At 65.2% G+C, this 25172-nt stretch carries 19 protein-coding genes; 5 read left to right on the top strand and 14 right to left on the bottom strand.

Translation table 11 applies throughout. The annotated features are described in order from the left end of the window. Window positions 1-13: 13 nt before the first annotated feature. Window positions 14-1156 carry a non-hydrolyzing UDP-N-acetylglucosamine 2-epimerase gene (gene wecB, locus ACZK29_RS02720; RefSeq protein ID WP_343126077.1) on the top strand — a complete coding sequence of 381 codons (1143 nt, stop codon included), beginning with the start codon at window positions 14-16 and terminating at the stop codon, window positions 1154-1156. 23 nt (window positions 1157-1179) lie between these two features. On the opposite strand, the gene ACZK29_RS02715 is transcribed toward wecB, so the two are convergent. The 11 genes from ACZK29_RS02715 to ACZK29_RS02665 form a co-directional block, all read right to left on the bottom strand. After that, complete coding sequence (locus tag ACZK29_RS02715) at window positions 1180-2556, bottom strand: glycosyltransferase (protein ID WP_111204263.1); 1377 nt, start codon at window positions 2554-2556, stop codon at window positions 1180-1182. Window positions 2557-2595: 39 nt separating this feature from the next. Beyond that, window positions 2596-4623 carry a glycosyltransferase family 4 protein gene (locus ACZK29_RS02710; protein ID WP_111204264.1) on the bottom strand — a complete coding sequence of 676 codons (2028 nt, stop codon included), beginning with the start codon at window positions 4621-4623 and terminating at the stop codon, window positions 2596-2598. Further along, complete coding sequence (locus ACZK29_RS02705; RefSeq protein ID WP_146268060.1) at window positions 4551-5654, bottom strand: glycosyltransferase family protein; 1104 nt, start codon at window positions 5652-5654, stop codon at window positions 4551-4553. The genes ACZK29_RS02710 and ACZK29_RS02705 overlap by 73 nt, the downstream gene beginning before the upstream one ends. 35 nt (window positions 5655-5689) lie before the next feature. Continuing rightward, window positions 5690-6823 (bottom strand): class I SAM-dependent methyltransferase, encoded by a 1134-nt coding sequence (locus tag ACZK29_RS02700; RefSeq protein ID WP_478446633.1) that lies wholly within the window; start codon window positions 6821-6823, stop codon window positions 5690-5692. Between the two features lie 27 nt (window positions 6824-6850). Beyond that, the gene (locus ACZK29_RS02695) at window positions 6851-8212 is read right to left on the bottom strand and encodes an ABC transporter ATP-binding protein (RefSeq protein ID WP_111204267.1); all 1362 of its coding nucleotides are present in this window, start codon (window positions 8210-8212) and stop codon (window positions 6851-6853) included. Then, complete coding sequence (locus ACZK29_RS02690; RefSeq protein ID WP_146268062.1) at window positions 8202-9032, bottom strand: ABC transporter permease; 831 nt, start codon at window positions 9030-9032, stop codon at window positions 8202-8204. The genes ACZK29_RS02695 and ACZK29_RS02690 overlap by 11 nt, the downstream gene beginning before the upstream one ends. Window positions 9033-9078: 46 nt before the next feature. After that, complete coding sequence (locus ACZK29_RS02685; RefSeq protein WP_111204269.1) at window positions 9079-10251, bottom strand: cystathionine gamma-synthase; 1173 nt, start codon at window positions 10249-10251, stop codon at window positions 9079-9081. 123 nt (window positions 10252-10374) lie between these two features. Next, window positions 10375-11745 carry a pyridoxal-phosphate dependent enzyme gene (locus ACZK29_RS02680; protein ID WP_005407965.1) on the bottom strand — a complete coding sequence of 457 codons (1371 nt, stop codon included), beginning with the start codon at window positions 11743-11745 and terminating at the stop codon, window positions 10375-10377. A 301-nt stretch (window positions 11746-12046) separates the two neighbouring features. Further along, the gene (locus ACZK29_RS02675; protein WP_005407964.1) at window positions 12047-12283 is read right to left on the bottom strand and encodes an HP1242/YdcH family protein; all 237 of its coding nucleotides are present in this window, start codon (window positions 12281-12283) and stop codon (window positions 12047-12049) included. 324 nt (window positions 12284-12607) lie between these two features. Next, window positions 12608-13492, bottom strand: a complete 885-nt coding sequence (locus ACZK29_RS02670) for an OmpA family protein (protein WP_478446632.1) — start codon at window positions 13490-13492, stop codon at window positions 12608-12610. Continuing rightward, window positions 13489-13854, bottom strand: coding sequence for a DUF4398 domain-containing protein (locus ACZK29_RS02665; RefSeq protein WP_005407961.1), 366 nt, complete (start codon window positions 13852-13854; stop codon window positions 13489-13491). The genes ACZK29_RS02670 and ACZK29_RS02665 overlap by 4 nt, the downstream gene beginning before the upstream one ends. Window positions 13855-13975: 121 nt before the next feature. Here ACZK29_RS02665 and ACZK29_RS02660 point away from each other — a divergent pair, with 121 nt between their 5' ends. The 3 genes from ACZK29_RS02660 to ACZK29_RS02650 all read left to right on the top strand — a co-directional run bounded on the left by ACZK29_RS02660 (window position 13976) and on the right by ACZK29_RS02650 (window position 17972). Continuing rightward, window positions 13976-15103, top strand: coding sequence for a PilT/PilU family type 4a pilus ATPase (locus tag ACZK29_RS02660; RefSeq protein ID WP_004141526.1), 1128 nt, complete (start codon window positions 13976-13978; stop codon window positions 15101-15103). A gap of 108 nt (window positions 15104-15211) precedes the next feature. Continuing rightward, a complete protein-coding gene (locus ACZK29_RS02655) occupies window positions 15212-16495 on the top strand; it encodes a putative DNA modification/repair radical SAM protein (RefSeq protein WP_478446631.1) in 1284 nt (427 codons plus the stop codon). Then, window positions 16476-17972: a UdgX family uracil-DNA binding protein gene (locus tag ACZK29_RS02650; protein ID WP_478446630.1), complete on the top strand. Its 1497-nt coding sequence runs from the start codon at window positions 16476-16478 to the stop codon at window positions 17970-17972. Before ACZK29_RS02655 ends, ACZK29_RS02650 begins: the two co-directional genes overlap by 20 nt. 33 nt (window positions 17973-18005) lie before the next feature. Here ACZK29_RS02650 and maiA read toward each other — a convergent pair whose 3' ends face one another. Beyond that, complete coding sequence (gene maiA / locus ACZK29_RS02645; protein WP_478446629.1) at window positions 18006-18689, bottom strand: maleylacetoacetate isomerase; 684 nt, start codon at window positions 18687-18689, stop codon at window positions 18006-18008. A 14-nt stretch (window positions 18690-18703) separates the two neighbouring features. Beyond that, entirely contained in the window at window positions 18704-19693 is a 990-nt protein-coding gene (locus ACZK29_RS02640) for a fumarylacetoacetate hydrolase family protein (RefSeq protein ID WP_478446628.1), read from the bottom strand. 891 nt (window positions 19694-20584) lie between these two features. On the opposite strand from ACZK29_RS02640, the gene ACZK29_RS02635 reads away from it, so the two are divergent. Next, window positions 20585-22006, top strand: coding sequence for a DEAD/DEAH box helicase (locus ACZK29_RS02635; RefSeq protein ID WP_111202400.1), 1422 nt, complete (start codon window positions 20585-20587; stop codon window positions 22004-22006). Window positions 22007-22533: 527 nt separating this feature from the next. Here ACZK29_RS02635 and ACZK29_RS02630 read toward each other — a convergent pair. Continuing rightward, the gene (locus ACZK29_RS02630; protein WP_164146908.1) at window positions 22534-25128 is read right to left on the bottom strand and encodes a M14 family zinc carboxypeptidase; all 2595 of its coding nucleotides are present in this window, start codon (window positions 25126-25128) and stop codon (window positions 22534-22536) included. Window positions 25129-25172 lie beyond the last annotated feature (44 nt).

Raw genomic sequence — 25172 nt, 5'->3', positions numbered from 1 at the left:
CAAGCAGGTAATCGTGAGTACTCCCTACAAGAAGGTAATGGTTGTCTTCGGCACCCGTCCGGAAGCCATCAAGATGGCCCCGGTGGTGGAAGCGCTGAAGGCCCGGCCTGAGATTGAGACGATCGTTGCAGTTACCGCGCAGCATCGGCAGATGCTCGATCAGGTCATGGACCTGTTCGGCATCGCGCCGGACGTCGACCTCAACGTGATGGAACCTGGCCAGACCCTGGCAGGCCTGTTCGCCAAGATCCTGACCGGCATGACCGCCGTCATCGCCGAGCACAAACCGGACCTCGTGCTGGTGCATGGCGATACCAGCACCACGCTGGCCAGTGCGCTGGCTGCGTTCTACAACCGCGTGGCCGTGGGCCATGTGGAGGCCGGGCTGCGTACCGGCGACATCTATGCGCCGTGGCCTGAAGAAGCCAACCGTCGCCTGACCGGACCGCTGACCCGCCTGCACTTCGCGCCGACCACCCGCTCGCGCGACAACCTGCTGGCCGAAGGCACTTCGAGCGATGACATCCACGTCACCGGCAACACCGTGATCGATGCCCTGCTCAACGTCGCCGACAAGCTGAAGCACGACACCGCGCTGATTGAATCGATGCGGGCCCGTTTCCCGTTCCTCGACGCTTCCAAGCGGCTGGTGCTGGTGACCGGCCATCGCCGCGAGAACTTCGGCAGTGGTTTCGAGAGCATCTGTGAGGCACTGAAGGCCCTGGCCGCGCGCGGCGACACCCAGATCGTCTACCCGGTCCACCTCAATCCCAACGTGCAGGGCCCGGTCAACCGCATCCTCGCCGATGCCCCGGGCGTGTTCCTGATCGAACCGCAGGACTACCTGCCGTTCGTGTACCTGATGACCCAGGCGACGCTGATCATCACCGACTCCGGTGGCGTGCAGGAAGAAGCGCCGTCGCTGGGCAAGCCGGTGCTGGTGATGCGCGATACCACCGAGCGTCCTGAGGCGGTGGACGCAGGCACCGTACTGCTGGTTGGCACCGATGCTGGCAGGATCGTGACTGAGGCCACCCGCCTACTCGACGACGAAGCCGCCTACCAGTCAATGGCACATGCCCATAATCCGTATGGTGATGGCAAGGCCGCTGTACGCATCGCTGCCTTGATCCAGGGCGAGGCGATGCAGGCCTGACCCGATGCGTGGGCAACGGCAAGCTAGGCTTGTCGTTGACCCGCCATCGCCGCATTACGACAGACCGCGGCCAGGCGCTCAGCCAGGCGATCCCAACGATACTCGGCGAAAGCATCCGGCCCCAGGCGCAGGCCTTCATCCAGCCGCCCTTGCTGCTTGCGCTGCAGCAGTTCGTGCAGAAGCGCGCTGATCGCAGCAACCTCATTGGCGGCCAGAAACCCGCAACGCTCCCTGCCGATGATGGCGGCCGCCGGATCGGCGGCATCCGGCTGCAGATGCAGTACCGGCCGGCCCGAACCCAAGTATTCCAGCAGCTTGCCCGGGATCTGGGTCATGCCTGCGTTGCCGATGTTGACCAGGACATCCGCACCGCGCTGGAGCTCGATGGCCTGGTAATGATCCAGGCTTCCGGCAAATCGCAGGACCTGCGGATGCTCCGCGCACGCTTTCGCCAGTTCTGGTGGCAGACCAGGGCCAGCGATGGTGAGCGTGCAGCCGGGCGATGCCAGCACCGCGCGGACCAGCGGCATGGGGTCGCGGAACGGATAGAAACGCCCCGTGTAGACCAGCTGCAACCCGCCGGCCGACCTGACAACCTCGGGCAGCGGCGGTTCCACCCTGGCGAATCCCTGCGGAATCACGCTGAGCGGCGCGATCCCGGGACCATGCCGCTCCTGCATCAGGGCCGCGGTGGCCTCGGAAGTAACGACAATAGCGCCCGCCTCTTGGCAAACCCGCCTTTCAAGCTCGAGCGATGCCGCCCTCCAGCGTTCGGGGGTATAGGACGTCAGCACGGGATCACCAAGTTCGGCAACGAAAGGAATGCCAGACTCGCGTGAGAGCGCAGACGCCAACAGCAGTCCTGCCACAGGCTCATGTGATCCGATGATCACCTGCGGCGACCACTGGCTGATCAGTTGCCGGCCATGACGCAGAGCACCGCCGATCCAACGCGAGCGGCCATCCGGGAAAACCCGCGCATCCAGGAACGAGCGCAGCCTTGCAATCGCGCGCCCCTTCCGGTTCAACGCCGCCGTCCCAACCGTCGGCGCGGCCTGTGAAGCCACCTGTGGGGAGGGGCGCGTTCCCGCAACCGCGTCCTGGCGCCTCAGACGGCGCAGATGGCCCAGTACGCGCGACGTCGCATCAATCAGAGCCTCGACGCCCTGGGGCGAGGTCCGATGCACCTGCAGACCGGGTGGGTCCTCCATCCGTCGCATGCCGGCACCACATGTCCGGGTCAGGACATGGACATCATGCCCAAGACTGGCCAGTCCGCTGGCCAGCTGGGTTACCCGCAATGATTGCGGTGACGGGTTGGGCTGGAAGTCGTGCGCGCAGATCAGGATGCGCACGGCCTGCATGCCACCGTTCGTCATGGTTTGATCGACGCTACCCATGCGATCGCAGTCCTGTTCCTGCTCCAACCCGTAACCTGCTCAGGACGCCCGCGTAACGACGTCCAGCATCGCATCGCCCGACTGCTGCAGCGTACTGAAGGGAGGCGCTTCGATCATCGCCAATCCCGCTTCCATCAGCTCCGGATAATTCCGCATGGCATGCGACAACTCACCGTACAGGGCCGCCACATCCTTCTCGGCCGGCGCGCGGCTGCGTTCCGCGACTTCCTTGTGGCTGAGCTTGTCGTGCCTGACCGCGATGGGGGCAACCCGGCAAGCCGGTGTTCCCGCAGACAGTTCGGCTGCGCAGCCGGTATTGGACAGTACCATCGGTAGGCCGAAGTGGGCTGCCTCCAGGTTCACCAACCCATAGCCTTCGAACAGGGAGGGGAGCACGAACAGGTGTGCATGGGAATACTCACGGCTCAGTTCGCGGCGCTTGAGCGAGCCCAGCAGTTCCACCGAACCGGCAAGATCCAGCCGGCGAATGGCCTCCTCGACCTTGGCGGCGTTCCCCGATTCAGCCAGCGCACCTGCGATGCGCAGCGTCGCCTGCGGCGCCTCCTGCCTGAGCCTGGCAAATGCCTCCAGCAGGCAAATCACGTTCTTCTGCGGATAGAGATTGCCCACGAACAGAATCCTGAACGCATCGCGCTTCCCGCGCGCCCTGCGCAGGTAGTCGGCCGGCGGACGATACAGGTCAACGATGTTCAGTCCATGCGGCACCGTTGTCACCTTCGAACGCGCCAGCTTCTGGTACACGCACGCGTAGTCGGCCACTTCGCTCGAAACGGCAATGTACTCGTCGACGCGAGCACGCTCGCGCTCAAGCGCCGGATCCTGCAGCTGCCAGAAATAGATGTTGTGCAGCACCTCGACGACCTTGCAACCGGGTTCGATCGTGTGCAGGCCATCGTAGGCATGGCTGACCACCAGCGACTCGAAGCGCCCGCGCGCGACCGTCTCGCCCAGCAACACCGACTGCCCATCCAGGTACACCAGCTCGCCGGGGAACTGCTGCGCGATGCGGCTGTTGAGCGAAGGCGATCCCAGCACAATCAGGTAAGGCACGAAATTCTTGGTACGCAGGTGCCGTGCGAAATCACAGACCCATTGCTCAAGCCCACCGAAGGTATGGTCCTCGGCAACAAGCAATGCGCATCGGGTGCGCACCGCGCTTACCGCCAGCGACTGCAGCACGCTGCTATCGGCATGCGCGTTGGCCTGGATCATGCCCGCATTCTTGAGCAGGCGGCCGGCAGCACTGCGGAAGTAACCCTCGCGCGGCGTAACCACCGGTCGTTCCAGCTTGCGGAATCGATGCTCCAGCACTTCCTGGCGCAGATTGCGGGCGATGCGCCACAGCGAATGCCGGTCGCGGGTGCGCTCGACTGCCAACGTCGAGATTTCGTTGACCATTTCATCGGCCAGCAGGGCGGCGTGCTTCAGGCCGGCCGAGGCCGACTGCAGCTTGCGCGACATGTCGGAAAGCTTGAACGAGCCGAAGGTGTTGAGTGCGTCTGCGAACTCCCACCAGGATTCCGCGGACGACACCGCACGCGACGAGGTGATCACTGCCAGCATCATCGCGGCACTTTCAGGTGCCTCCAGGCAGGTCGCCGCAACCATCTCGGCCTTGAACAGCTGCGAGTAGCCGGCCAGCAGTTCGTCCGACTTGTGGCCGGACATGCCCGGGAAGGCAAAGAACACATGCAGGCGGTTTTCGGCCGCAGGCGTTGCGCCGTTGTCCTGCGAGGCCCCCGGCTCGGTACCGTCGATCAGCGCGATATCCAGGCGACCCGGGTCACGGGAAGGGGCCCAACCGATACGGCGTGCCGAATGCGCAGCCAGGCGGGTCAGGTCACTGCCGAGCAGATCCGTGCTGTAGCCCTCAACCGGGTCGCCCAGCTTGTCGGACGCCCAGCCGAGCACGGCATCGAGCATTGCGGAAATGTCGACCAGATGCGCTGCCTGATTGTTGCCGATGATTGGATTCATACCGTTTCCACCAGATCCTTGACTGCCGTGATTCCCTTCTTGAAATCTGAATACATCGTCTCCAGGCATCCAAGGTTCCTGTCGATCATCCAGTCCTGAGTCTGCAGGTCGGGAATGTAGCCCTCTCGAAAATCGGCATGATCGACATAGGCGTAACCATAGGCGTCGAAATCGCCGATCAGGTGGAAATCAACCACCGGAAGCACGCCATGCGCGAAGTAGTCACACAGCTTTGTCGGCGACGCCACCCGATTCACCGTACAGGCTTCACGCAGGGCGAATCCAAAGTTCGAGTACCGATAGACCTGCTCCAGCTTTTCCTTGCTGGCGTAGCCCTTGAAAACCTCCACCGGGATGCCGCGGCTGGAAAGCTTCGGGGCAAATGCTTCCACATCGTGGGAGTAGATCTCGTAATTGCAGAACGGTGCGGCGGCCATGATGTCGGCCATCTCGTCCACCCGCTGCCAGACCTGGGCACCACCGGCATAGACAGCGGTCGGCCGCGCGTTCTGCCGCCGCGCGATACGCGACGCAGCCACGCGCTGCACCGACTGGCCAAGCGAGCCGAAGTCGAAGACCGGAACGTGGATGAAATCGACGTTTGCAGCGTCAGGGTACTTGGCCAGGAAGTGCTCCTTCATGGCCAGCGTCACAACCGAAGCATGCTTGAGCTTGGAGATAATCTGCCGTTCGACCTCGGCGAAGATCCGCGAGCGCTCGGGCGAACCGAGCATCAGCTCTTCCTCCGGAACCACGCCGTGGATGTCCACGTACATCTTGGACGCGTCAAAGTGCGGAAGCATGTACTCGCACTGATGCATCGTGTGGATGTAGACGAAATCCGCCGCATCGAAGATGCGTGCCACGAAATCGGAATGGGCCTTGGAATGGGGATTGACCCGATACGCCTTGATCAGCTCGTCCGCGTACACCACTTCCGGCTCCTGCGCAGCCGGGTACCATTCCTGGAAGTCAATGTAGGTGCGCGGATAGTCTTCGAACACGCCGTCAATGGTCTTGATACGGCTCATCCAGCCGTCCATGTAACGATCATTTGCGGGATACGGCGAGACTATGGTCAATTGGCGCTTCTTGGCCATCTACTGAAATTCCTTTGATTTATTTCTTATCGACGTCAGAAAAGGCGACGGATTGAACGGAAGGGTGCGGTAAGGCGCCAGGAGTGGGAGGCGTAAACCTGCTCCAGGCGACGAGCAATCTCCTCGTTCTCCTTCTGCAGGTTCTGCAACGCCTTCTCTGCCTCGGTGTGCCGGCGCTCAGCCTCGGAATGCCGGCGTTCACCCGCCTCCGCGCGCAATGTGGCCTGATGCTCAGCGGTCTGTGCGTTGCTCAGCTGCGTCTCCACCTCCAGCACCCGATCGCGCAATTCACTGCGCCCCTGCTCCAGGCCCGCGATGAGGTTCAGCTGACGTGCCTGCTCGGCCGCGAGGCGCTCCACATCCGCCCGGATCGCGTCACCTTGCCGCAGCGCATCATCAAGCTTCGCGCCCAGTTCGTTGCGCTGCCGGATGGTGGCCTCCAGCTCCATCCCAATAGACGCAAGACGATCATGCATATGGCCATAGCGCCCCAGCAGATCCAGCCCCTGCTCCACCAGCCCAGGCACGACACGCTGCGCCGCCGATTCGGATGCATAGATCGCCAGCAGCTGTTTGCCACTGTACTGCGGATCCGGCAGCAGCCCGACATCGATGACGCCCACGTGGACCAGGCGGAAGCCATTGGGAAGATCGCGCTGCAGGTTGTGCCAGTGGAAACTGTAGAAGTGTTCCTCGTGGCGCTCTTCAAGCGACTCCTGGAACGGAACCAGCATGACGAAATACTCGCGAGCATGAGCGGTCAGCTTGGCTGCCGCGTCCCACGGTTCGTGGAAATGCTCGAGCGTATTGGAGGAGAAGATCACGTCGTAGCCGAGGTCCACCCCTTCCGCCAGGAGATCGTCAGTGGCGAATGCGATCTGCGGATAGTTGCGACGTGCCTGCTCGATGGCGGACGCAGAGAAATCCAGGCCAGCCACCTGATCAAGTCCCAACTCGGACTTGATCACCTGCGTGCCGTCACCCATCGCACAGCCCCAGTCGCACAGACCCAAGTCGTTGTGTTTCACATCATCCACAAACCAGGCCGGCAACAGGCGGCAGGCAACCATCCCGAAGAACTGGCTTTGCTTCTGGCCTTCGTTCTGGATCCAGTCCTGCTGGAAACGCGATTCCCAGTAGTCCTGCCCGTTGATGTCGATGCTTGTCATAGCGGATTTCCCATGAACTTCATGAAATCAAAGCACCTTCTTCTCGATGGGCACAATGAAGGTACCGTAGCGGAACTCCTTCATGAATATCTTCAAATACTGCGCACCTTCGATGTACTCAAAGTACTGGATGCTGTCGGAGGAACGGTCTTCCAGCGCTGCAACCAGCACGTAGTCACCTTCGCGCAGATTGCAGTCAAGCGTGAACGCAACTTCCACGGTATCGCCCTGCACATCGAGGCGCAGCCGTGGCGAATCCCATGTGGTACCCACCACCAGGTCGCTGCCGGCCATGTCCTTCAGCGAGAACGCCATGCTGAGGCACTCCCGATTCGCCGATGGCGGAATCCTGGCCTTGATGCGGATGCACAGCTTCTCGCCGGTGAAGAACATGTTGCGACGCTGGCCATCGGCCGCCTCGGTTTCCACCGCGAGAATGGAGCCGACATGGCTGCCCCAGTGATTGACCGGCTTGCGCGCGCGCAGCTGTTCCTGCGCCTTGTCATCGGCGATTTCCTGGGTCGCATTGGCCACCGCCTCTTCGCGCTCGTGTTCCAGGCGTGCCGAATCCTCCTCGAACAGGTTCTGCATGTACTGCGCGGTGACCGCGAACACCGAACCGGACATCCGCGGGCGACCCTTGTCCAGCCAGATGCTGCGATCACACAGCGAGCGCACCGCGCCAACATCGTGGGAGACGAACAGAATCGAAAGACCGGACTCGCGGAGTTTCTTGATGCGTGCCATGCACTTGGCATTGAACTTCGCATCACCCACGGCAAGTGCTTCGTCGATGATCAACAGCTCAGGGCTGGTATGGATGGCAACCGAGAAGCCCAGGCGGACGTACATGCCGCTGGAGTACGTCTTGACCGGCTGGTCAAGGAACTCCCCGATGTCGGCGAATCCGACGATCTCGTCGAATCGCTGATCGATCTCACTCCGGGTCAAGCCCAGCACCTGCCCATTCAGCAACAGGTTCTCGCGCCCAGTGAACTCGGGATTGAAGCCCGCGCCCAGCTCCAGCAGCGCGGCAACCCGCCCCTTGGTCCGCACCGAGCCCTCGGTGGGCTGCAGGGTGCCGCAGATGAGCTGGAGCAGGGTCGACTTGCCCGAACCATTGCGGCCGATGATGCCGACGGTCTCGCCCTTGCCGACCTCAAAGGAAAGGCCACGCAGCGCCCAGAACTCGCGGTGATAAGCCACCTCATTCATGCCCAGCACGCGCCTGAGCGGCGGCATGAACATTTCCTTCAGGCGATCCGAGGGCTTGGCGTACATCGCATAGGCCTTGCCCAGATCGTGCGCGGCAATGACCACCTCTTCCGGCGGGATGATGCGCTTGATCTCGTGCGCGGGATCGTGCTCGAAGACGCTGTCAAAGGACATCGGCAAACCCCTTTCTGGTGGCCTGGAACAAGGTGTAACCCAGATGCGCCACGACCAGCCCGACCAGGCTCATGATGCCCAGGATCAACAGGTCGGGGGTCTGTCCTTGCAGCGCGGCTGCCCGGCCCGCCTCGATCGGGAAGGTCATCGGATTGGCCAGCATCCACGACTTGAACTTCTCCGGGAAAGCGCTGCCCGGGAAGAAGATCGGCGACATGAACATCGTGCTGATGACCACGAAGCCGACGATATGGGTTACGTCACGCACATACACGCCAATGGCCGCCAGGAACCAGGACAGCCCCAGTACCAGCAGCACTACCGGAATCAGCAGGACGGGAAGCCAGACGATCTGCCAATGGATGTGTGCGCCGAGCACGAACGCCAAGCACGCCAGTACCACCACACCCACCATGAAGTTGAACAGCGCGGCCCCCATGTTGACGACCGGCAGCACTTCCAGCGGGAACACCACCCGCTTTACATAGTTCGCATTGCCGGTGATCGAGATCGGCGCCCGCGAAATGCACTCGGCAAACACGTTGAACATGATCATGCCCAGGAACAGCGGCACCGAGAAATTGCCCTCCGCACCGGGGATGTTCCAGCGTGCCTTGAAGATCGTCCCGAACACGAAGCTGTAGATGGTCAGCAACATCAGGTTATTGATGATGTACCACAGCAGGCCACCATAGGCCCCGCGGTAACGCCCTTCAATTTCGCGCCTTACCAGCGAAAGGGTGAACGTCTTGTTCCGCCACAGCTGGGCCCACGGACCCAGCACAAGCGTATGCAGCAGCTTTCCAATACGCCCACTCATCAGCGGCACCCGATCTGCATAGTCATAGTCAAGGAGATATCGTGCATCAACCCAGCGCCCTCTCCAGATCCACCTGCAGATCCCCCAGGTCCTCAACACCCACGCTCAGCCTTACCAGCGCATCGCTGATGCCCAGCTGCTCGCGGCGCGCCACCGGGATCGAGGCATGCGTCATCACCGCCGGGTGGTTGACCAGACTTTCCACGCCGCCCAGCGACTCGGCCAGGGTGAACAGCTCGGTCTTCTCGCAGAAGCGCTTGGCCGCCTCGAACCCGCCCTTGAGCACGATCGAGACGATGCCGCCGTAACCAGCCATCTGCTTGCCGGCCAGTTCATGCTGCGGGTGCGAGGGCAGGCCCGGATAGATCACCTTCTCCACCGCCGGGTGCTTGTCCAGCCACTGCGCCAGCGCAAGCGCATTGGCGCAGTGGGCCTTCATGCGCAGCGGCAGGGTCTTCAGGCCACGCAGGGCCAGGAAGCTGTCGAACGGGCCCTGCACGCCACCCACCGAGTTCTGCAGGAAGGCCATCTGCTCGGCCAGTTCGGCGTTGTCGCCGACCACCACCATGCCGCCAACCATGTCCGAGTGACCATTGAGGTACTTGGTGGCCGAATGCAGGACCAGGTCCGCGCCCAGTTCGAGCGGGCGCTGCAGCATCGGCGAGGCGAAGGTGTTGTCGACCACCACGATCAGGCCATGGCGCTTGGCGATGGCGGCCACCGCGGCGATGTCGACGATCTTCAGCATCGGGTTGGTCGGGGTCTCGATCCACACCATCTTCGTCTTCGGCGTGATGGAGGCTTCAAACGCAGCCAGGTCGGTCAGGTCGACGAAGCTGAAATCCAGTCCGGCGGTGCGGCGACGCACGCGCTCGAACAGGCGGAAGCTGCCGCCGTAGATGTCATCCATCGCCACCACGTGGCTGCCGGCGTCCAGCAGCTCGATCACGGTCGAGCTGGCCGCCATGCCCGAGGCGAAGGCGAAGCCGCGGGCGCCACCTTCCAGCGACGCCACGCAGCGCTCGTAGGCGAAGCGGGTCGGGTTGTGGGTACGCGAGTACTCGAAGCCCTGGTGCTCGCCGGGACTGGACTGCGCATAGGTCGAGGTGGCGTAGATCGGCGGCATCACCGCGCCGGTGCTGGGGTCGGGCGATTGGCCGCCGTGGATGGCCAGCGTGGCCAGGGCCAGGGCGCGATCCTGGGAAGTAGCGTTGGACATGTTCTTTCCTGAGGGGCGCCGACACGCGGCGCCATCGAAGGTGCGGAAGTCTACCAGCGCGGCCTTAACGACCTTTGACGCGGATAAACCGGGATTCAGCGGCGAACGTCTGCGATCAACGGCTTACTGCACGCGACGGCGCAGATAGTTCAGCAGGTCGATGCGGGTGATCAGGCCCAGGAAGGCATTGCCGTCCATCACGATCGCCACCTGGCCGCGGTCGAACACCGGCAGCAGCGCCTCGATCGGCGACTTCACGTCCAGCCGGTCCAGCTTGCTGACCATCGCCGTGGCGACGGTGTCGCGGAAACGCGCTTCGTCACCATAGACGTGCAGCAGCACGTCGCTTTCGTCGACGATGCCGACCAGCTGGTCACCGTCCATCACCGGCAGCTGCGACACGTCGTACAGCTTCATGCGCTGATAGGCGGTGGTCAGCAGGTCGTTCGGGCCGATCACCACGGTGTCGCGCTGGCCGTACGGGCGCAGGATCAGGTCGCGCAGGTCACCGTGCTGCGGGCGCTCCAGGAAGCCGTTGTCCAGCATCCAGTAGTCGTTGTACATCTTCGACAGGTACTTGTTGCCGGTATCGCAGACCAGCACCAGCACCTTCTTCGGCGTGGTCTGCTCCTTGCAGTACTTCAGCGCAGCGGCCAGCAGGGTGCCGGTGGACGAGCCACCGAGGATGCCTTCCTTGCCCAGCAGTTCACGCGCAGTGTGGAAGCTCTCGGCGTCGCTGATGGCATAGGCCTTCTTCACGCGGCTGAAGTCGGAGATCGACGGCAGGAAGTCCTCGCCGATGCCCTCCACCAGCCAGCTGCCCGACTTGTCGTTGAGCACGCCGTCATTGATGTATTCGGCCAAGATCGAGCCAACCGGATCGGCCAGCACCAGCTCGGTCTTGGGCGACAGCTTGGCGAACGCGCGCGACAGGCCGGTCATGGTGCCGGAGCTGCCGCAGCCGAACACGATGGCGTCGAGGTCGCCGCCCATCTGCTCCAGGATCTCCGGGCCGGTACCGAATTCATGCGCGGCCGGGTTGTCCGGGTTGCCGAACTGGTTGATGAAGTAGGCACCCGGGGTCTGCTCGGCGATGGTCTTGGCCAGGTCCTGGTAGTACTCCGGATGGCCCTTGGCCACATCCGAGCGGGTCAAGCGTACTTCGGCGCCCATCGCCTTCAGGTTGAAGATCTTCTCGCGGCTCATCTTGTCGGGAACGACCAGGATCAGCTTGTAGCCCTTCTGCTGCGCGACCAGGGCGAGGCCCAGGCCGGTGTTGCCGGCGGTGCCCTCAACCAGGGTCGCACCCGGCTTCAGGTCGCCGCGCTGCTCCGCCGCCTCGATCATCGACAGGCCGATGCGATCCTTGATCGATCCGCCCGGGTTGGCGCTTTCGAGCTTCAGGTAGAGCTCGCAGACGCCGGTGTCCAGGCGCTGGGCCTTGACGATCGGGGTCTGGCCGATGAGTTCGAGGACGGAAGAATGAATGGGCATTCGGAGAACTTTCGGTTCGCGCCGCGGAGGGCCGGACCGGTGATTATCCGTCGGATGGCGATGAATGTCAGGTCGGCGCGGAGATGGACCGCGAGCCCGCAAAAAGAGATGCGGACGGCCCCGGATCGACGAGGAGACCGGTACCGCCCGCATCGGTGAGTTGTGCCTGCAGGCCAAGGCACCACCGCCTGTGGTGCCTTGGCGCGGCCGCCTCATCGGCGGTGCCGCGATGCCGGGGCAGGAGCGCCCGGCGGGGGCCATCGATGGCCGGGTCACGCCGTTCCGGGCGTGACGGGGTGCGTCAAAGCGTGGGGGACGTCGTTGGGAGCGGTGTTTCGTACATTCGCAGAAGTCGTTGCTTGGCCAGCAGCTTCTCGCGCTTCATGCGACCCAGGGTGACATCATCGATCGGGAGTACACCCAACTCCGCGTCCATGCACTTCTTGTTCAACTTGCGGTGCTGGTCATGGAGTGCCCTGAACTCCGGATCACGCGCGCGACGTGCGTCGATCTCGCTCTGGGGCTGATCTTCAAACATGATGGACCTCCTTCGACAGATACACGAACGCCCCGGCCGCGAGGCACGGGGCGTTGTTCATGGAGGAGTGCCGGTCGATGGCCACCTGGACGCCTGCAACGACCTGCGGCACTGGCCTGCGCACGTCGATCTGCTGCGGTTCGCGCCCTGCTTGCATCGGCCCGGCCCTCCCATCGTCCGGTCCGCGGCATTGCGTCCCGGACGATTGACCCTACGCCTGCTCAAGGCGGGGTACAAGACCCCTGCGTCAAAAAGACCGAACCCCGCCGGGGCGGGGTTCAGGCTGAATGCTCATCACAACGAAAAACAAACGATATCAAGCAATTACAGGGCGATGATGACCTCGGCCGAACGTGCCTGGGTGGAGGCCGCCTTCTTGCCGGCGAGCTGGATCCGGTTGCTCGCGACACCCGCAGCAACCAGTGCGTCACGCAGGGCCTCGGCACGCTTCTGGCCTACGCCGTTGGCACTGTCGTAGGCCTCGATGCGCAAGCGGCCCTTCTTGCCGATGTTCAGGTATTCGGCCAACGCCTTGGCCTGGTTGCGGGCGCCGCCGGACAGGCTGGAGGCGCCGGCGGCAAACGCATCGCCACGGAAGGTGAAGACCTCGCCGCGGCCATCGAACTTCGAACCCGGCAGCTTCTGCCCGGACACCAGCTCGGCTTCCTCGCGGGCCAGCTTGGCGGCGTTCTGCTGGGCGGCGCTGAGGCGCTGCTGCTGCTTGCCGGCCACGCTGGTCAGAGCGTTCTCGGCGTCCTGGCGGGCCAGGGTCTCGGCCTCGGCAGCCTGGCGCAGTCGTTCAGCCTCCTCGGCCTGCATCTGTGCCTGCATGCGCAGCTGTTCGGCTTCCTGGCGCGCGCGCGCGGCGTCGCGGCGGCTGGCCTCGATCAGCAGGTCGCTGCGGGTCCGCTCCAGGCGGTCGACCTCGCGGGCGGCCAGCGCGGTACGCACGGCCGTCTCGGCGATCTCCACCCGGCGCTCGGCCAGGTAGGTGGCCAGTTCCTGGTCGCGGCGCTTGGCTTTGTCCAGGGTGGCGATGGCCTGCTGGGCCTGCATGCGCTCGAAGGCGCCCAGCTCAGCGGTATCCGGTTTGGCCTGGATGGCCATCAGGCGCTGGCTCAGCTGCGCCACCATCGGGTTGTCAGCGGCCACGGCCAGCGTAGGCAGCGCCAGCAGCGCGGCCAGGGTTGCGGCAGTCATCGGCTTCACCGGCGATCCTCCCCGGTCGACAGCTGGCGTTGCAGCTGGTTGACCTCGTTGCGGCGCAGCTGCAGCTGGGCGGTCACGGTGGCTTCCTCGCTGCGCACGCGGGCCAGGTCGGCATCGGCGGCGGCACGCAGGGCCATTGCCGGGGCGTTCTTGCGCTCGCGGCGGTCGCCGGCGGCGCGCTGGGCCTGCTCCAGCCCCTGCCGGGCCAGCCCGATCAGGTCCGGGGCGTACTGGTCGGCATCGGCCTGGGTGGCCTTGTCGACCGCCTGCCGGGCCTGGGCCAGTTCCATCGCGCCATCCTGCGCCCAGGCGGGGGCAGACAGTGCGAATGCAAACGCCATCACATACAGGCTGTGGCGCATTCGTGCGAAGCTAAGTCGTTTCATTGGGGAGGCCGTACCGGTTGTCGGTTCACGGCCATTGTCGTCAAGCCGACACCGTGCTGGCAACGGGCGTCGGCCGTTTCGTTGGGGAAAATTCGCAATGGATATCGGCTACTTCCTGAAGCTGATGACCGAAAAGAACGCTTCGGACATGTTTCTGACCACCGGGGCACCGGTCTACATCAAGATCGAGGGGAAGCTCTATCCGCTGGGCAATACCGGCCTGCCGCCGGGCATGGTCAAGAAGATCGCCTACTCGCTGATGGACGAGGGCCAGGTGCCGCAGTTCGAGCGCGAGCTGGAACTCAACATGGCCATCGCCCTGCCCGATGCCGGTCGCTTCCGCGTCAATGTGTTCAAGCAGCGTGGCGAGGTCGGCATGGTCATCCGTGCCATCCGCAGCCGGATTCCGAGCATCGAAGAGCTGAACCTGCCGCAGGTGCTGAAGGACGTCATCATGACCCCGCGCGGGCTGGTGCTGGTGGTGGGGTCCACCGGCTCGGGCAAGTCCACCTCGCTGGCATCGATGATCGACCATCGCAACAGCACCACCACCGGTCACATCCTCACAATCGAGGACCCGATCGAGTACCTGCACAAGCACAAGATGTCGATCGTCAACCAGCGCGAGGTCGGGCTGGACACCCATGCCTTCCACAACGCGCTGAAGAACGCGATGCGTGAAGCACCGGACGTGATCCTGATCGGCGAGATCCTGGACGCGGAAACGATGGAGGCGGCGATCGCCTTCGCCGAGACCGGCCACCTGTGCCTGGCCACCCTGCACTCCAACAACGCCGACCAGACCATCGAGCGCATCCTTAACTTCTTCCCGGAAAGCGCGCACAAGAACGTGCTGATGAACCTGGCGCTGAACCTGCGTGCGGTGATCAGCCAGCGCCTGGTGAAGAACAAGGAAGGCCGTCGCCTGCCGGCCACCGAAGTGCTGCTCAACACGCCGATGATCCGCGACCTGCTGCGTCGCGGCCAGGTGCACGAGATCAAGGCGGCGATGGAAGCATCGCTGGAAGAGGGCATGGAGAGTTTCGACCAGTGCCTGTTCCGGCTGGCCAAGGCCGGCACCATCGAGCAGGAGGAAGCGCTGCGCGCCGCCGACTCGCGCGACGGCCTGGCGCTGAAGTTCCGCCTGTCCGAAGGCAGCAGCGGCGAGCATGACCCGTACGCGGATTTCTCGGCCGGCGCACCCAGCATCACCCACGGGTTCTGATCCGCGCAGCTCTTTCGACACCGGTAGCGCCGGGCCGTGCCCGGCGCAAGCCTGAAGGATTCAGGGCCGATCTCATCCATTGAGACCGCTCATCCGTAGGTTTCCGCAATGGAAACCATCCGCAAGCTGGCCATTCTGGCCGACGCCGCCAAGTACGATGCCTCCTGCGCCTCCAGCGGCTCGGGCAAGCGCGACTCACGTGCCAGCGGCGGCATCGGCAGTACCGAGGGCATGGGCATCTGTCACAGCTACACGCCGGATGGCCGCTGCGTATCGCTGCTGAAGATCCTGCTGACCAACTTCTGCGTCTACGACTGCGCCTATTGCGTCAATCGGGTTTCCAGCAACGTGGCTCGCGCGCGTTTCAGCGTGGACGAGGTGGTCGCGCTGACCCTGGATTTCTACAAACGCAACTACATCGAAGGCCTGTTCCTGTCCAGCGGCATCATCCGCAATGCGGACTACACGATGGAGCAGATGGTGGAGGTCGCCCGGCGCCTGCGCGAGGAACACCGCTTTGCCGGCTACATCCACCTCAAGACCATTCCCGAAGCGTCGCCGGAACTGCTGGCCAGCGCCGGGCGCTACGCCGACCGGCTGTCGATCAACGTGGAGCTGCCCACCGAAGCCGGGCTGAGCGCGCTGGCACCGGAGAAAACCGTACAGTCGATCCGCGGTGCAATGGGCGAGCTGCGCTGGCGCATCGAGGAAGCCAGGGAAGCGCGCAAGGCGCCAGCGGTGGTCGCGCCGGTGCCCACCCGCAGCGCGCGTCCGCGCCCTCCCCGCTTCGCACCGGCCGGGCAGAGCACGCAGATGATCGTCGGCGCTGACGGCGCCAACGACCGGCAGATCCTCGCCAGCGCCGATGCGCTCTACGGCAACTACCGGATGCGCCGGGTGTACTACTCCGCCTTCAGCCCGATTCCGGATGCCAGCCGCCAGCTGCCGCTGCAGCCTCCGCCCCTGCAGCGCGAGCACCGCCTCTACCAGGCCGACTGGCTGCTGCGCTTCTACGGCTATGGCGTGGATGAAATCACCGATACCACCCAGGCCGGCATGCTCGATCTGGACATCGACCCGAAGATGGCCTGGGCGATCCGCCACCCAGAACGCTTCCCCGTGGATCTCAACCGCGCGCCGAAGGAAATGCTGCTGCGCGTACCCGGGCTGGGCGTGCGCAATGTGAAGCGGGTGCTGATGGCGCGCCGCCACGGTCGCCTGCGGGTTGCCGATGTGGCACGCCTGAAGGCGCCGATGAGCAAACTGCTGCCATTCGTGCTGCTGGCCGACCACCACCCGCGCAGGGCGCTGGACGATCCGGCGGCGCTGCGCGCCCAATTGGCCCCACCGCCCCGTCAGGGATCGCTGTTCGATGCCCCACCGTCAGCCTGATGCACAGCGCTGGTCGCTGCGGGTGGACCCGCCGTGGTCGCTGGAGGCCTGGCGCAACGGTGCGCGTGATGCCCTGTTGCGCGGCATCGCACCGGAACAGCTGGACTGGCTGGAGGGCAGCGACGCATCACTGCTGGATGCGCCGGCGGTCAGCTCCGCGCCCGTGCTGGCCGATGCCGGCGTACCGAACGTACCGCGCGACTTCCTTGAACGGGCGGCCACCTGCCTGTGCCACCGCGATATGCAACGCATGGCCCTGTTGTACCGGCTGCTGTGGCGCATCACCCATGGCGAGCGCTCGGTGCTGTCCAATCCCGCGGATGCCGACGTGCTGCGCGCAACCGCGCTCGCCCAGGCCGTTCGCCGCGATACCCACAAGATGAAGGCGTTCGTGCGCTTCCGCGAAGTCCCCGGCCAGCCCGAGGCGTTCATCGCGTGGTTCGAACCACAGCATCACATCGTCGATCGGGTGGCGCCGTTCTTCGCGCGCCGCTTCACCGGCATGCGCTGGGCCATCCTGACACCGTCACGCAGCGTGGCATGGGATGGGCAGGCACTGGCGTTCGGCCCCGGCGCACGGCGCGAGGACGCCCCGGCCGAGGATGCGCGCGAGGCCCTGTGGCGGACCTATTACGCCAGCATCTTCAATCCGGCGCGGCTCAACACCCGGATGATGATGCAGGAGATGCCGGCCAAGTACTGGCGCCACCTGCCCGAGGCGCAGCTGCTGCCGCGCCTGGTGCGCGATGCGGGCGATCGCGTGCAGGAAATGCATGACCGGCCAGCGCAGGCACCGCAACGGAAGATACCTGCGCGGGCGCTGGCGCCAATGCCCGCCGCCGACACCAGGGGATTGCAGACACTACGCCAACAGGCGCTGGCCTGCCGCCAGTGCCCGCTGTGGGAAGCGGCCACGCAGGTGGTGTTCGGTGAAGGCCCGGTCGATGCCCGGATCATGATGGTCGGCGAGCAGCCGGGCGACGTCGAGGATCTGCGCGGCCAGCCGTTCGCCGGCCCGGCTGGCCAACTGCTGGACCGTGCCCTGGCCGAGCTGGGAATCGATCGCGCCACGCTGTACCTGACCAATGCGGTGAAGCACTTCCACCATGAGCGCCGCGGCAAGATCCGGCTGCACAAGCGTCCGGAAAGCCGCCACATCCAGGCCTGCCGGCCGTGGCTGATGGGCGAGATCGCGCGGGTGCGGCCGCAGATCATCGTCTGCCTGGGCGCAACCGCGGCAGCCTCGGTCTTTGGCCGGGATTTCAATCTGTCGCACGACCGTGGACGTTGGCACACGCTGGAGGACGGCACCCGCGGCTACGCCACCGTGCATCCGGCGTGGGTGCTGCGGCAGGGCGATGATGCACGCCGCGAGGCCGGCTATCGGCTGTTCCGGGAGGACCTTCGGCTGATGCTGCGAGGGGATGGGGAATCCGCCGGGCATGGCCCGGCGCTTCCACGGGCCAGGAACCGGTAGCGCCTGGCCGCGCCCGGCGAGCGAAGCGGCCCGTCAAGCGGCGTCGAGCTGGTTTTCCGGGCGCGCGCGCTCAAAGGCATCCAGCGCCTGGCAGGCCGCTTCAATCCGGCGCAACGTTGGAAACGGCGTCAGGTCCAGGCCGAAGCGGTGCGCGTTGTAGAGCTGCGGCAGCAGACAGATATCGGCCAGGCCGGGACGGTCACCGTGGCAGAAGGTGCCGGTGTCACGGCTGTTGGCCAGCATCGTTTCCATTGCCTGGAAGCCCTCGGCGATCCAGTGCAGGGTCCACTGCGTGCGGGCATCGGCCGGCAGCTGCAGGCTGCGCTCCAGGTACTGCATCACCCGCAGGTTGTTGATCGGGTGGATATCGCAGGCCACCAGCTGGGCCAGTGCACGCACCCGCGCGCGGCCGGCGGCGTCGGCCGGCAGCAGCGGCACCTGGGGGAAGCGCTCGTCCAGGTATTCCACGATCGCCAGCGACTGGGTCAGCGTATGGCCGTCATGCAGCAGGGTCGGCACCAGCTGCTGCGGATTGAGCGCGCGATAGGCGTCCAGGTGCTGCTCGCCGCCGTCGCGCACCAGGTGCACCGGCCGGGCCTCCCAGGCCAGGCCCTTCAGCTCCAGGCCGATGCGCACGCGGTAGGCGGCGCTGGATCTCCAGTAGGTGTACAGCACGATGCCGTCGTCGACCGGGCCGTCGTCAACCAGGATGTCCATCGCCGCCTCCATGCTCAGGGCTTGGCCGCCTGTTCGATGCGCTGCTCGATCGCACCGAAGATGCTGTTGCCCGCGGCATCGAGCATCTCGATGCGGACCACATCGCCGAACGACATGAACGGCGTGCTCGGCTTGCCATCACGCAGGGTTTCGACCACGCGCTGCTCGGCGAAGCACGACGCACCCTTGCTGGTGTCTTCGTTGGCGATGGTGCCGGAGCCGACGATGGTGCCAGCACCCAGCGGGCGGGTCTTGGCCGCATGCGCGACGAGCTGGGCGAAATTGAACTGCATGTCCACGCCTGCTTCCGGCGCGCCGAACCACTGGCCGTTGATGTGGGTCAGCAGCGGCAGGTGCACCTTGCTGTCCTGCCAGGCGGCACCCAGCTCGTCGGGGGTAACGAACACCGGCGACAGCGCCGAGCGCGGCTTGGACTGCAGGAAGCCGAAGCCCTTGGCCAGCTCGCCCTGAATCAGGTTGCGCAGCGACACATCGTTGACCAGACCGACCAGCTGGATGTGGCCCGCCGCCTGTTCGGGGGTGGCCGCCATCGGCACGTCGTCGGTGATCACCACGATCTCCGCTTCGAGGTCGATACCGTACTCCTCGCTGACCACCTTGACCGCATCGCGCGGGCCGTAGAAGCCGGCGCTGGTGGCCTGGTACATCAGCGGGTCGGTGTAGAAGCTCTCCGGCACTTCGGCGCCACGGGCGCGGCGCACGCGCTCGACATGCGGCAGGTAGGCGCTGCCGTCGACGAATTCATAGGCGCGCGGCATCGGCGCGGCCAGCGCCTGCGGATCCAGGTCGAACACGCCGTCGGCGTCGCCGGCATTGAGCGATTCGGACAGCGCGTTCAGGCGCGGCGCGATGTGGCTCCAGTCCTCCAGGGCCTGCTGCAGGGTGGCGGCAATGCCGGTGGCGCGCACGCCGTGGCGCAGGTCACGCGAGACGACGATCAGGGTGCCGTCGCGGCCGCCTTCCTTCAAAGAACCAAGCTTCATGGGTGGGTGTCCGGAGTCGTTGGCAAACAAGTTTCAAGTGTAATCAAATCTGCGGCGACGCCAAGCTGCAGCGCGGCATCGGCCCACACTACCGTAGTGGGGGGTTCGGCAGGGTTGCACCCTGCACCTGCTTCAAGCCAAGGCAACGGCCGAAGCAACAGCAACAACGGGCATTCCGTGGGATGGCGGGGCACTGTGGGTTTGCGGGGACGCCGTAAACCCGTCCCTGGGGGCTTGGTCGCGGCATCCATGCCGCTCACACCCCGCAAACCCACAGTGCCCCGCCTTCGACTGTAGGCCGGTGGCCAGTAGATCCACGCCATGCGTGGATGAATCTCCATTGAAATCGAATATTTCGACAATTGAACGAAGAGCATCCACGCACGGCGTGGATCTACCGCAGATCGCGGGAAACTGTCGAAGGCGGGGTGGGTCCGGTGGCGGGAGTGTCCGCGGCATGGATGCCGCGGCCAAGCCCCCATGGATGGGTTTACGGCGTCTCCCGCCACCGGACCCACCCCGCCTACCCTCAGCAAGCCCGCTTTTGACGTTGACGTTGACGTCGCTTCGGCCTCTGCGGGTGCAGGGCGCAGCCCTGCAGAGACCCCCTACCTGAACGGGGCTTTTTGCGCGAGGTCTCAGCCATCGGTTAGACTAGGCGGGTCTGCAGCGGCCGTCCGTTTCCCTTCGGGATCGCCGGCGTCCGGGGTCCGCCCCGTCGCCCGCCCCCACTCCGACACCGTTCGTCACGCATTCCAGCCTGCGCTCCGCGCCGGCTGCACCCAACTTCTCGCAGCGCGGTTCACGGGAACGCTCCGAGTCAGCCGATCAGTTTGATCTGCCCCCGTCTGTCCGTTCGGACAGGCGTTTCTTGTACTTGGAGCAAACTCAATGTCTTTTGAATCGCTGGGCCTGGCGCCCTTCCTGCTGCGTGCGCTTGCCGAGCAGGGCTACGAAAACCCGACCCCGATCCAGCAGCAGGCGATCCCGCTGGCGCTGGCCGGTCGCGACCTGCTGGCCGGCGCACAGACCGGCACCGGCAAGACCGCTGCGTTCGGCCTGCCGCTGCTGCAGCACCTGGGCACCGCCTCGCAGGAAGTGCGCGCCGGCCCGCGCAAGCCGCGCGCGCTGATCCTGGCCCCGACCCGCGAGCTGGCCACCCAGGTGCATGACAGCCTGCGTGGTTACAGCAAGTACCTGCGCATCCCCAGCGCCTGCATCTACGGCGGTGTCGGCATGGGCAACCAGCTGGACATCCTGCGCCGTGGCGTGGACCTGCTGGTGGCCTGCCCGGGCCGCCTGATCGACCATCTTGAGCGCCGCAGCGTCGACCTGTCCGGCATCGAAGTTCTGATCCTGGACGAAGCCGACCGCATGCTCGACATGGGCTTCCTGCCGTCGATCAAGCGCATCCTGGCCAAGCTGCCGAAGCAGAACCGCCAGACCCTGCTGTTCTCGGCCACCTTCGAGGACAACATCCGCCAGCTGGCGCTGGAGTTCATGCGCAACCCGGAACAGATCCAGGTGACGCCGAAGAACACCGTGGCCGAAACCATCACCCACCGCGTGCACCCGGTCGATGCCGGCCGCAAGCGTGACCTGCTGCTGCACCTGCTGGCGCAGGACAGCCGTGAGCAGACGCTGGTATTCGCCCGCACCAAGCACGGCAGCGACAAGCTGGCCACGTTCCTGGAAAAGTCCGGTATCAAGACCGCAGCGATCCACGGCAACAAGAGCCAGGGCCAGCGCCTGCGTGCGCTGGGCGACTTCAAGGCCGGCCGCGTGACCGTGCTGGTGGCCACCGATATCGCCGCGCGCGGCATCGACATCAACGAGCTGCCGAAGGTGATCAACTTCGACCTGCCGATGGTGGCCGAGGACTACGTGCACCGCATCGGTCGTACCGGCCGCAACGGCGCGACCGGCCAGGCGATTTCGCTGGTGGCGCAGGATGAAGTGAAGCTGCTGCGCGCGATCGTGCGCCTGCTGGGCCGCGACATGGACATCCGTGATGTGCCGGGCTTCGAGTTGCAGGTGCCGATCCGCTGGGGCAACAGTGCACCGGGCAAGGCCGAGCACGATACCGGCGAGCGCGCACCGCGCAAGAGCCATGCACGCCGTCCGCACGGTGATGCACCGCGCCATGCGCATGCGGGCCCGAAGAAGGCCGGTGGCGGCCGTCGCGAGGGCGGTGGCAACGGCCAGCAGCGTGCAGGCGCCGGTGCCGGCCAGGGCCAGCGTCGTGGTGGCGGCGGCAATGGTGGCGGCCGTGGCCGCGGCCAGGGTGGCAACGGCGGCGGTCGCGCCGGCTGATCCCAGCTGACGTGGTTGGTGCTTCCCGCTGCGCGGGGGGCTTATCGAGGGACGGCGCTGACGCGCCGTCCTTTTTTGTTGCTGACTACCGTGAGTAGAAGCCGGCGGTGTGCTGCGCTGAGGGCGGATGGGCGTGGGGCCAGCGCAAAACACGCCGTAAACCCATCCATGGGGGCTCGGTCGGCGCATCCATGCGCCTCACGGTTTTGCGCTGGCCCCACGCCCATCCGCTTCAAGCATTGCCTGCGCCTTCTTCTCCCGCCGGGTAGTCGGGAGAAGAAAGATCAAATTCAAATTCAAATTCAAAGGCAAAAGCCGAAGCCGCAGTGCCCGCTTTTGCTTTTGCTCCCGTCTTGGGGTCTGATGCGTCCGCGCCCGCAGGAAACCGTCGAGGGGCGGCCGGGCGGGCTGCGCAGGACCGTTGGCGCCATGGATGGCGCCATCGAGCCCCCAAGGACGGGTTTACGGCGTGTCCTGCGCAGCCCGCCCGGCCGCCCCCACACGCATCAGTCAAGGCGCCAAACGCCTCAACCCCGCGCTTTACTCGGATTCACCAGATTCCCGAAGAAGATCGCGTTGATCAGCAGCCGATCCGTGCCATGCCAGTACTTGCGATGCGCCGGATCATCGGCGAACAGCACAACATTGCCCTGCCCCTGCGCCGACACCAGCAGCCACGCACTACCCGCCACCCGCGTACGGTTGCGCTCGGACAGGTAACCGTTCACCCGCGGCGGCGTGTCGATGCGCACCACCGTGGAAAACGGGTTCGCGCTCGGCTGCAGCGTCACCGTGTTCTCCTTGTTGATCGCCAGCTGCCGGCGCGGCACACCGAACGCCAACGGGTGGCTGGTATCGACGTCGGCGCTGAGGATGTTGCCGCTGACCCGTTCGATCGCGGCGATGTCACGCTGGTCACCGAACGCGCGGCGGCTTTCGTCAGCGGCGTCCTCTTCCTTGCCGAGCTTCTCGCCGTCGGCAAGCTTCTGTTCGATCGCCCACTTCGACGCACTGCCGTAGGTCACCAGCGAGCCACCCGCCTGCACCCAGCGCTTCAGCGCATCCACCGCTTTGGCATCAACGCCGGTATAGGTGCCACCGGACAGGACGATCGTGGTGTAGCGGTCCAGCGACACCTTGCCCAACTGCTGCGGATCCAGCTTGCTGGCCGGCAGGCGCAACTGCTGGTCAAGCAGGAACCAGGCCGAGCCGATCTCGGTGGCCGCCACGCCCTCGCCCATCACCAGTGCCACCGCAGGCTTCCGTAGCGCCTTGATGCCGTCACTGCCGAGGTCGATGCCTTCGCGGCTGCGGCCGCTGGACAGCGCGTGGACCTGCACACCCGCCTCGCGCGCGGCGGACGTCACTGCCTCGAGCAGCGCCGCGCCCTGCAGCGATTGCCCGGCAACCGGAACGACCAGGCTGCCGGCGGCGAAGCTGATGTCGCCATGCGCGGTCGCGGTGGTGAACGGCTGGAATGCCGCGCGTGCATTCACGCCCTTGCCCTGCAGCGCGGCCAGTGCGCGCCCGGCGTTGTAGTCGCGCCAGTCGATCGCGTACGCGAAGCCAGCCTGGCCACCCAGCACTGCGCCCTGCTCCACCGGCAGCGCGGCCACGCGTGCGCCGCCTTCGATGCGGCTGCGGCTGCCCGCAAAGGCCACGCCGTAGGCCGGTGCGATTGCATAGCTGGTGCTGCCGTAGAACACATCCCCCTTGATCGGCGGTGTTTCTGCGAAGATAGAATGCACCAGGCGGAACTGTGCCTGCTGCACTGGCACCACATAGGCACTGCCCGCCTCGAAGCGCTGCCCATCGATGGCCACCGCACGATCCAGCGCGCGCACTTCGATCCGGTGCAGCAGCAACAGTTCCAGCAGGCGGCGGGTCAACGCAGGATCATGCGCATCACCAAACACGAAGCTTTTCACCGACTGCTGCGCGGCCTGCTTCAGCGCGCTCTGGAAGAACTGCTTCTGCAGGTCGAACAGCCCAGTGCGCTCGGTCACCGCGCCACGCACGGTGCCCAGCCCGGTGGCGACCTGGTTGCGGATGGTGAACGGGAAGGTCAGCAGGCCGTTCACCGATTCCTGGACGCGGCCACGCGAGCTGGCCTGCTCGACGGTCACACCGACCGCGCCGTGGAAGTCCGGATAGGTGGAGCCGTACACCGGCGAGAAGTTGTCGAAGTTCTCGCCCGTGTAGTACAGCGAACCGAGCGCATCCAGCGCCTGTGCGTGGTACTTGGCCAGGGTCTTGTTGAATTCATACGATGCCGCCGGAATCAACGGGCTGTGCATGCTCTTCGGCGAAGGCTCGAAGTAGTACGTGCTGTCCTTGCCCATTTCGTGGAAATCGATCTGTACGTTCGGATACCACTGATGGAACACCTCCACCTTCGGCCGTGAGTCCTGCTGCGTCAGTGCCAGCCAGTCGCGGTTGAGATCGGTGAAGTAGTGGTTGGTACGGCCCTGCGGGAACGGCTCGACGTGTTCCTTGTCGGCGGGGTCGGCCGAGGCTGGATCGGACGCCCAGGCGTTGTGCCAGTTGGCCGCGCGGTCGCGGCCGTCAGGGTTCTGCGCCGGATCGAACAGCACCACCGCCTGCTGCAGCCATTGCTGGGTTTCTGCGCTGCGGTTGGCCACCAGGTAGTAAGCGGTCAGCATCGCCGCTTCGGCGCTGGAGGTTTCGTTGCCGTGCACGCTGTAGCCCAGCCACACCACCACCGGGCTGTCGCCGGCCGCGCTGCGTGGCTGCGCCGGATCTGCCAGGGTCGCATGCTGCTGGCGGAGCTGCTCCAGCCGCGCGTGGTTGCCGGCGGCGGTGACCGTTGCAATCAACAGCGGGCGACCTTCGTAGCTGCGCCCGATCTCGCGCACACTGATCTTGTCCGAGCGCTTCGCCAGTTCCTGGAAGTACGCCACCAACTGGTCGTGCCGGGTGTAGCGACTGCCGATCGGATAGCCGAGGAACTGTTCCGGCGTGGGAATGGACGTATCGAACGCGGCCACTTCGGTGGACTGCGGGAAGAAATACGCACTCTGTGCCTGCGCCGGCTGCGGCGAGGACAGTGCGGTGGCGGCGGCAAGCAGCAACGGAAGAACGGCACGGCGATGCAAGGACACGGTGACTCCCCTGGAACACAACGGCAGACGATCGCGCGGCCGGT

This window comes from Stenotrophomonas sp. 89682_Sma (assembly GCF_056481405.1).
Note: the sequence above shows the minus strand (reverse complement) of the source record. Positions and strands in the feature narration are given on the sequence as shown.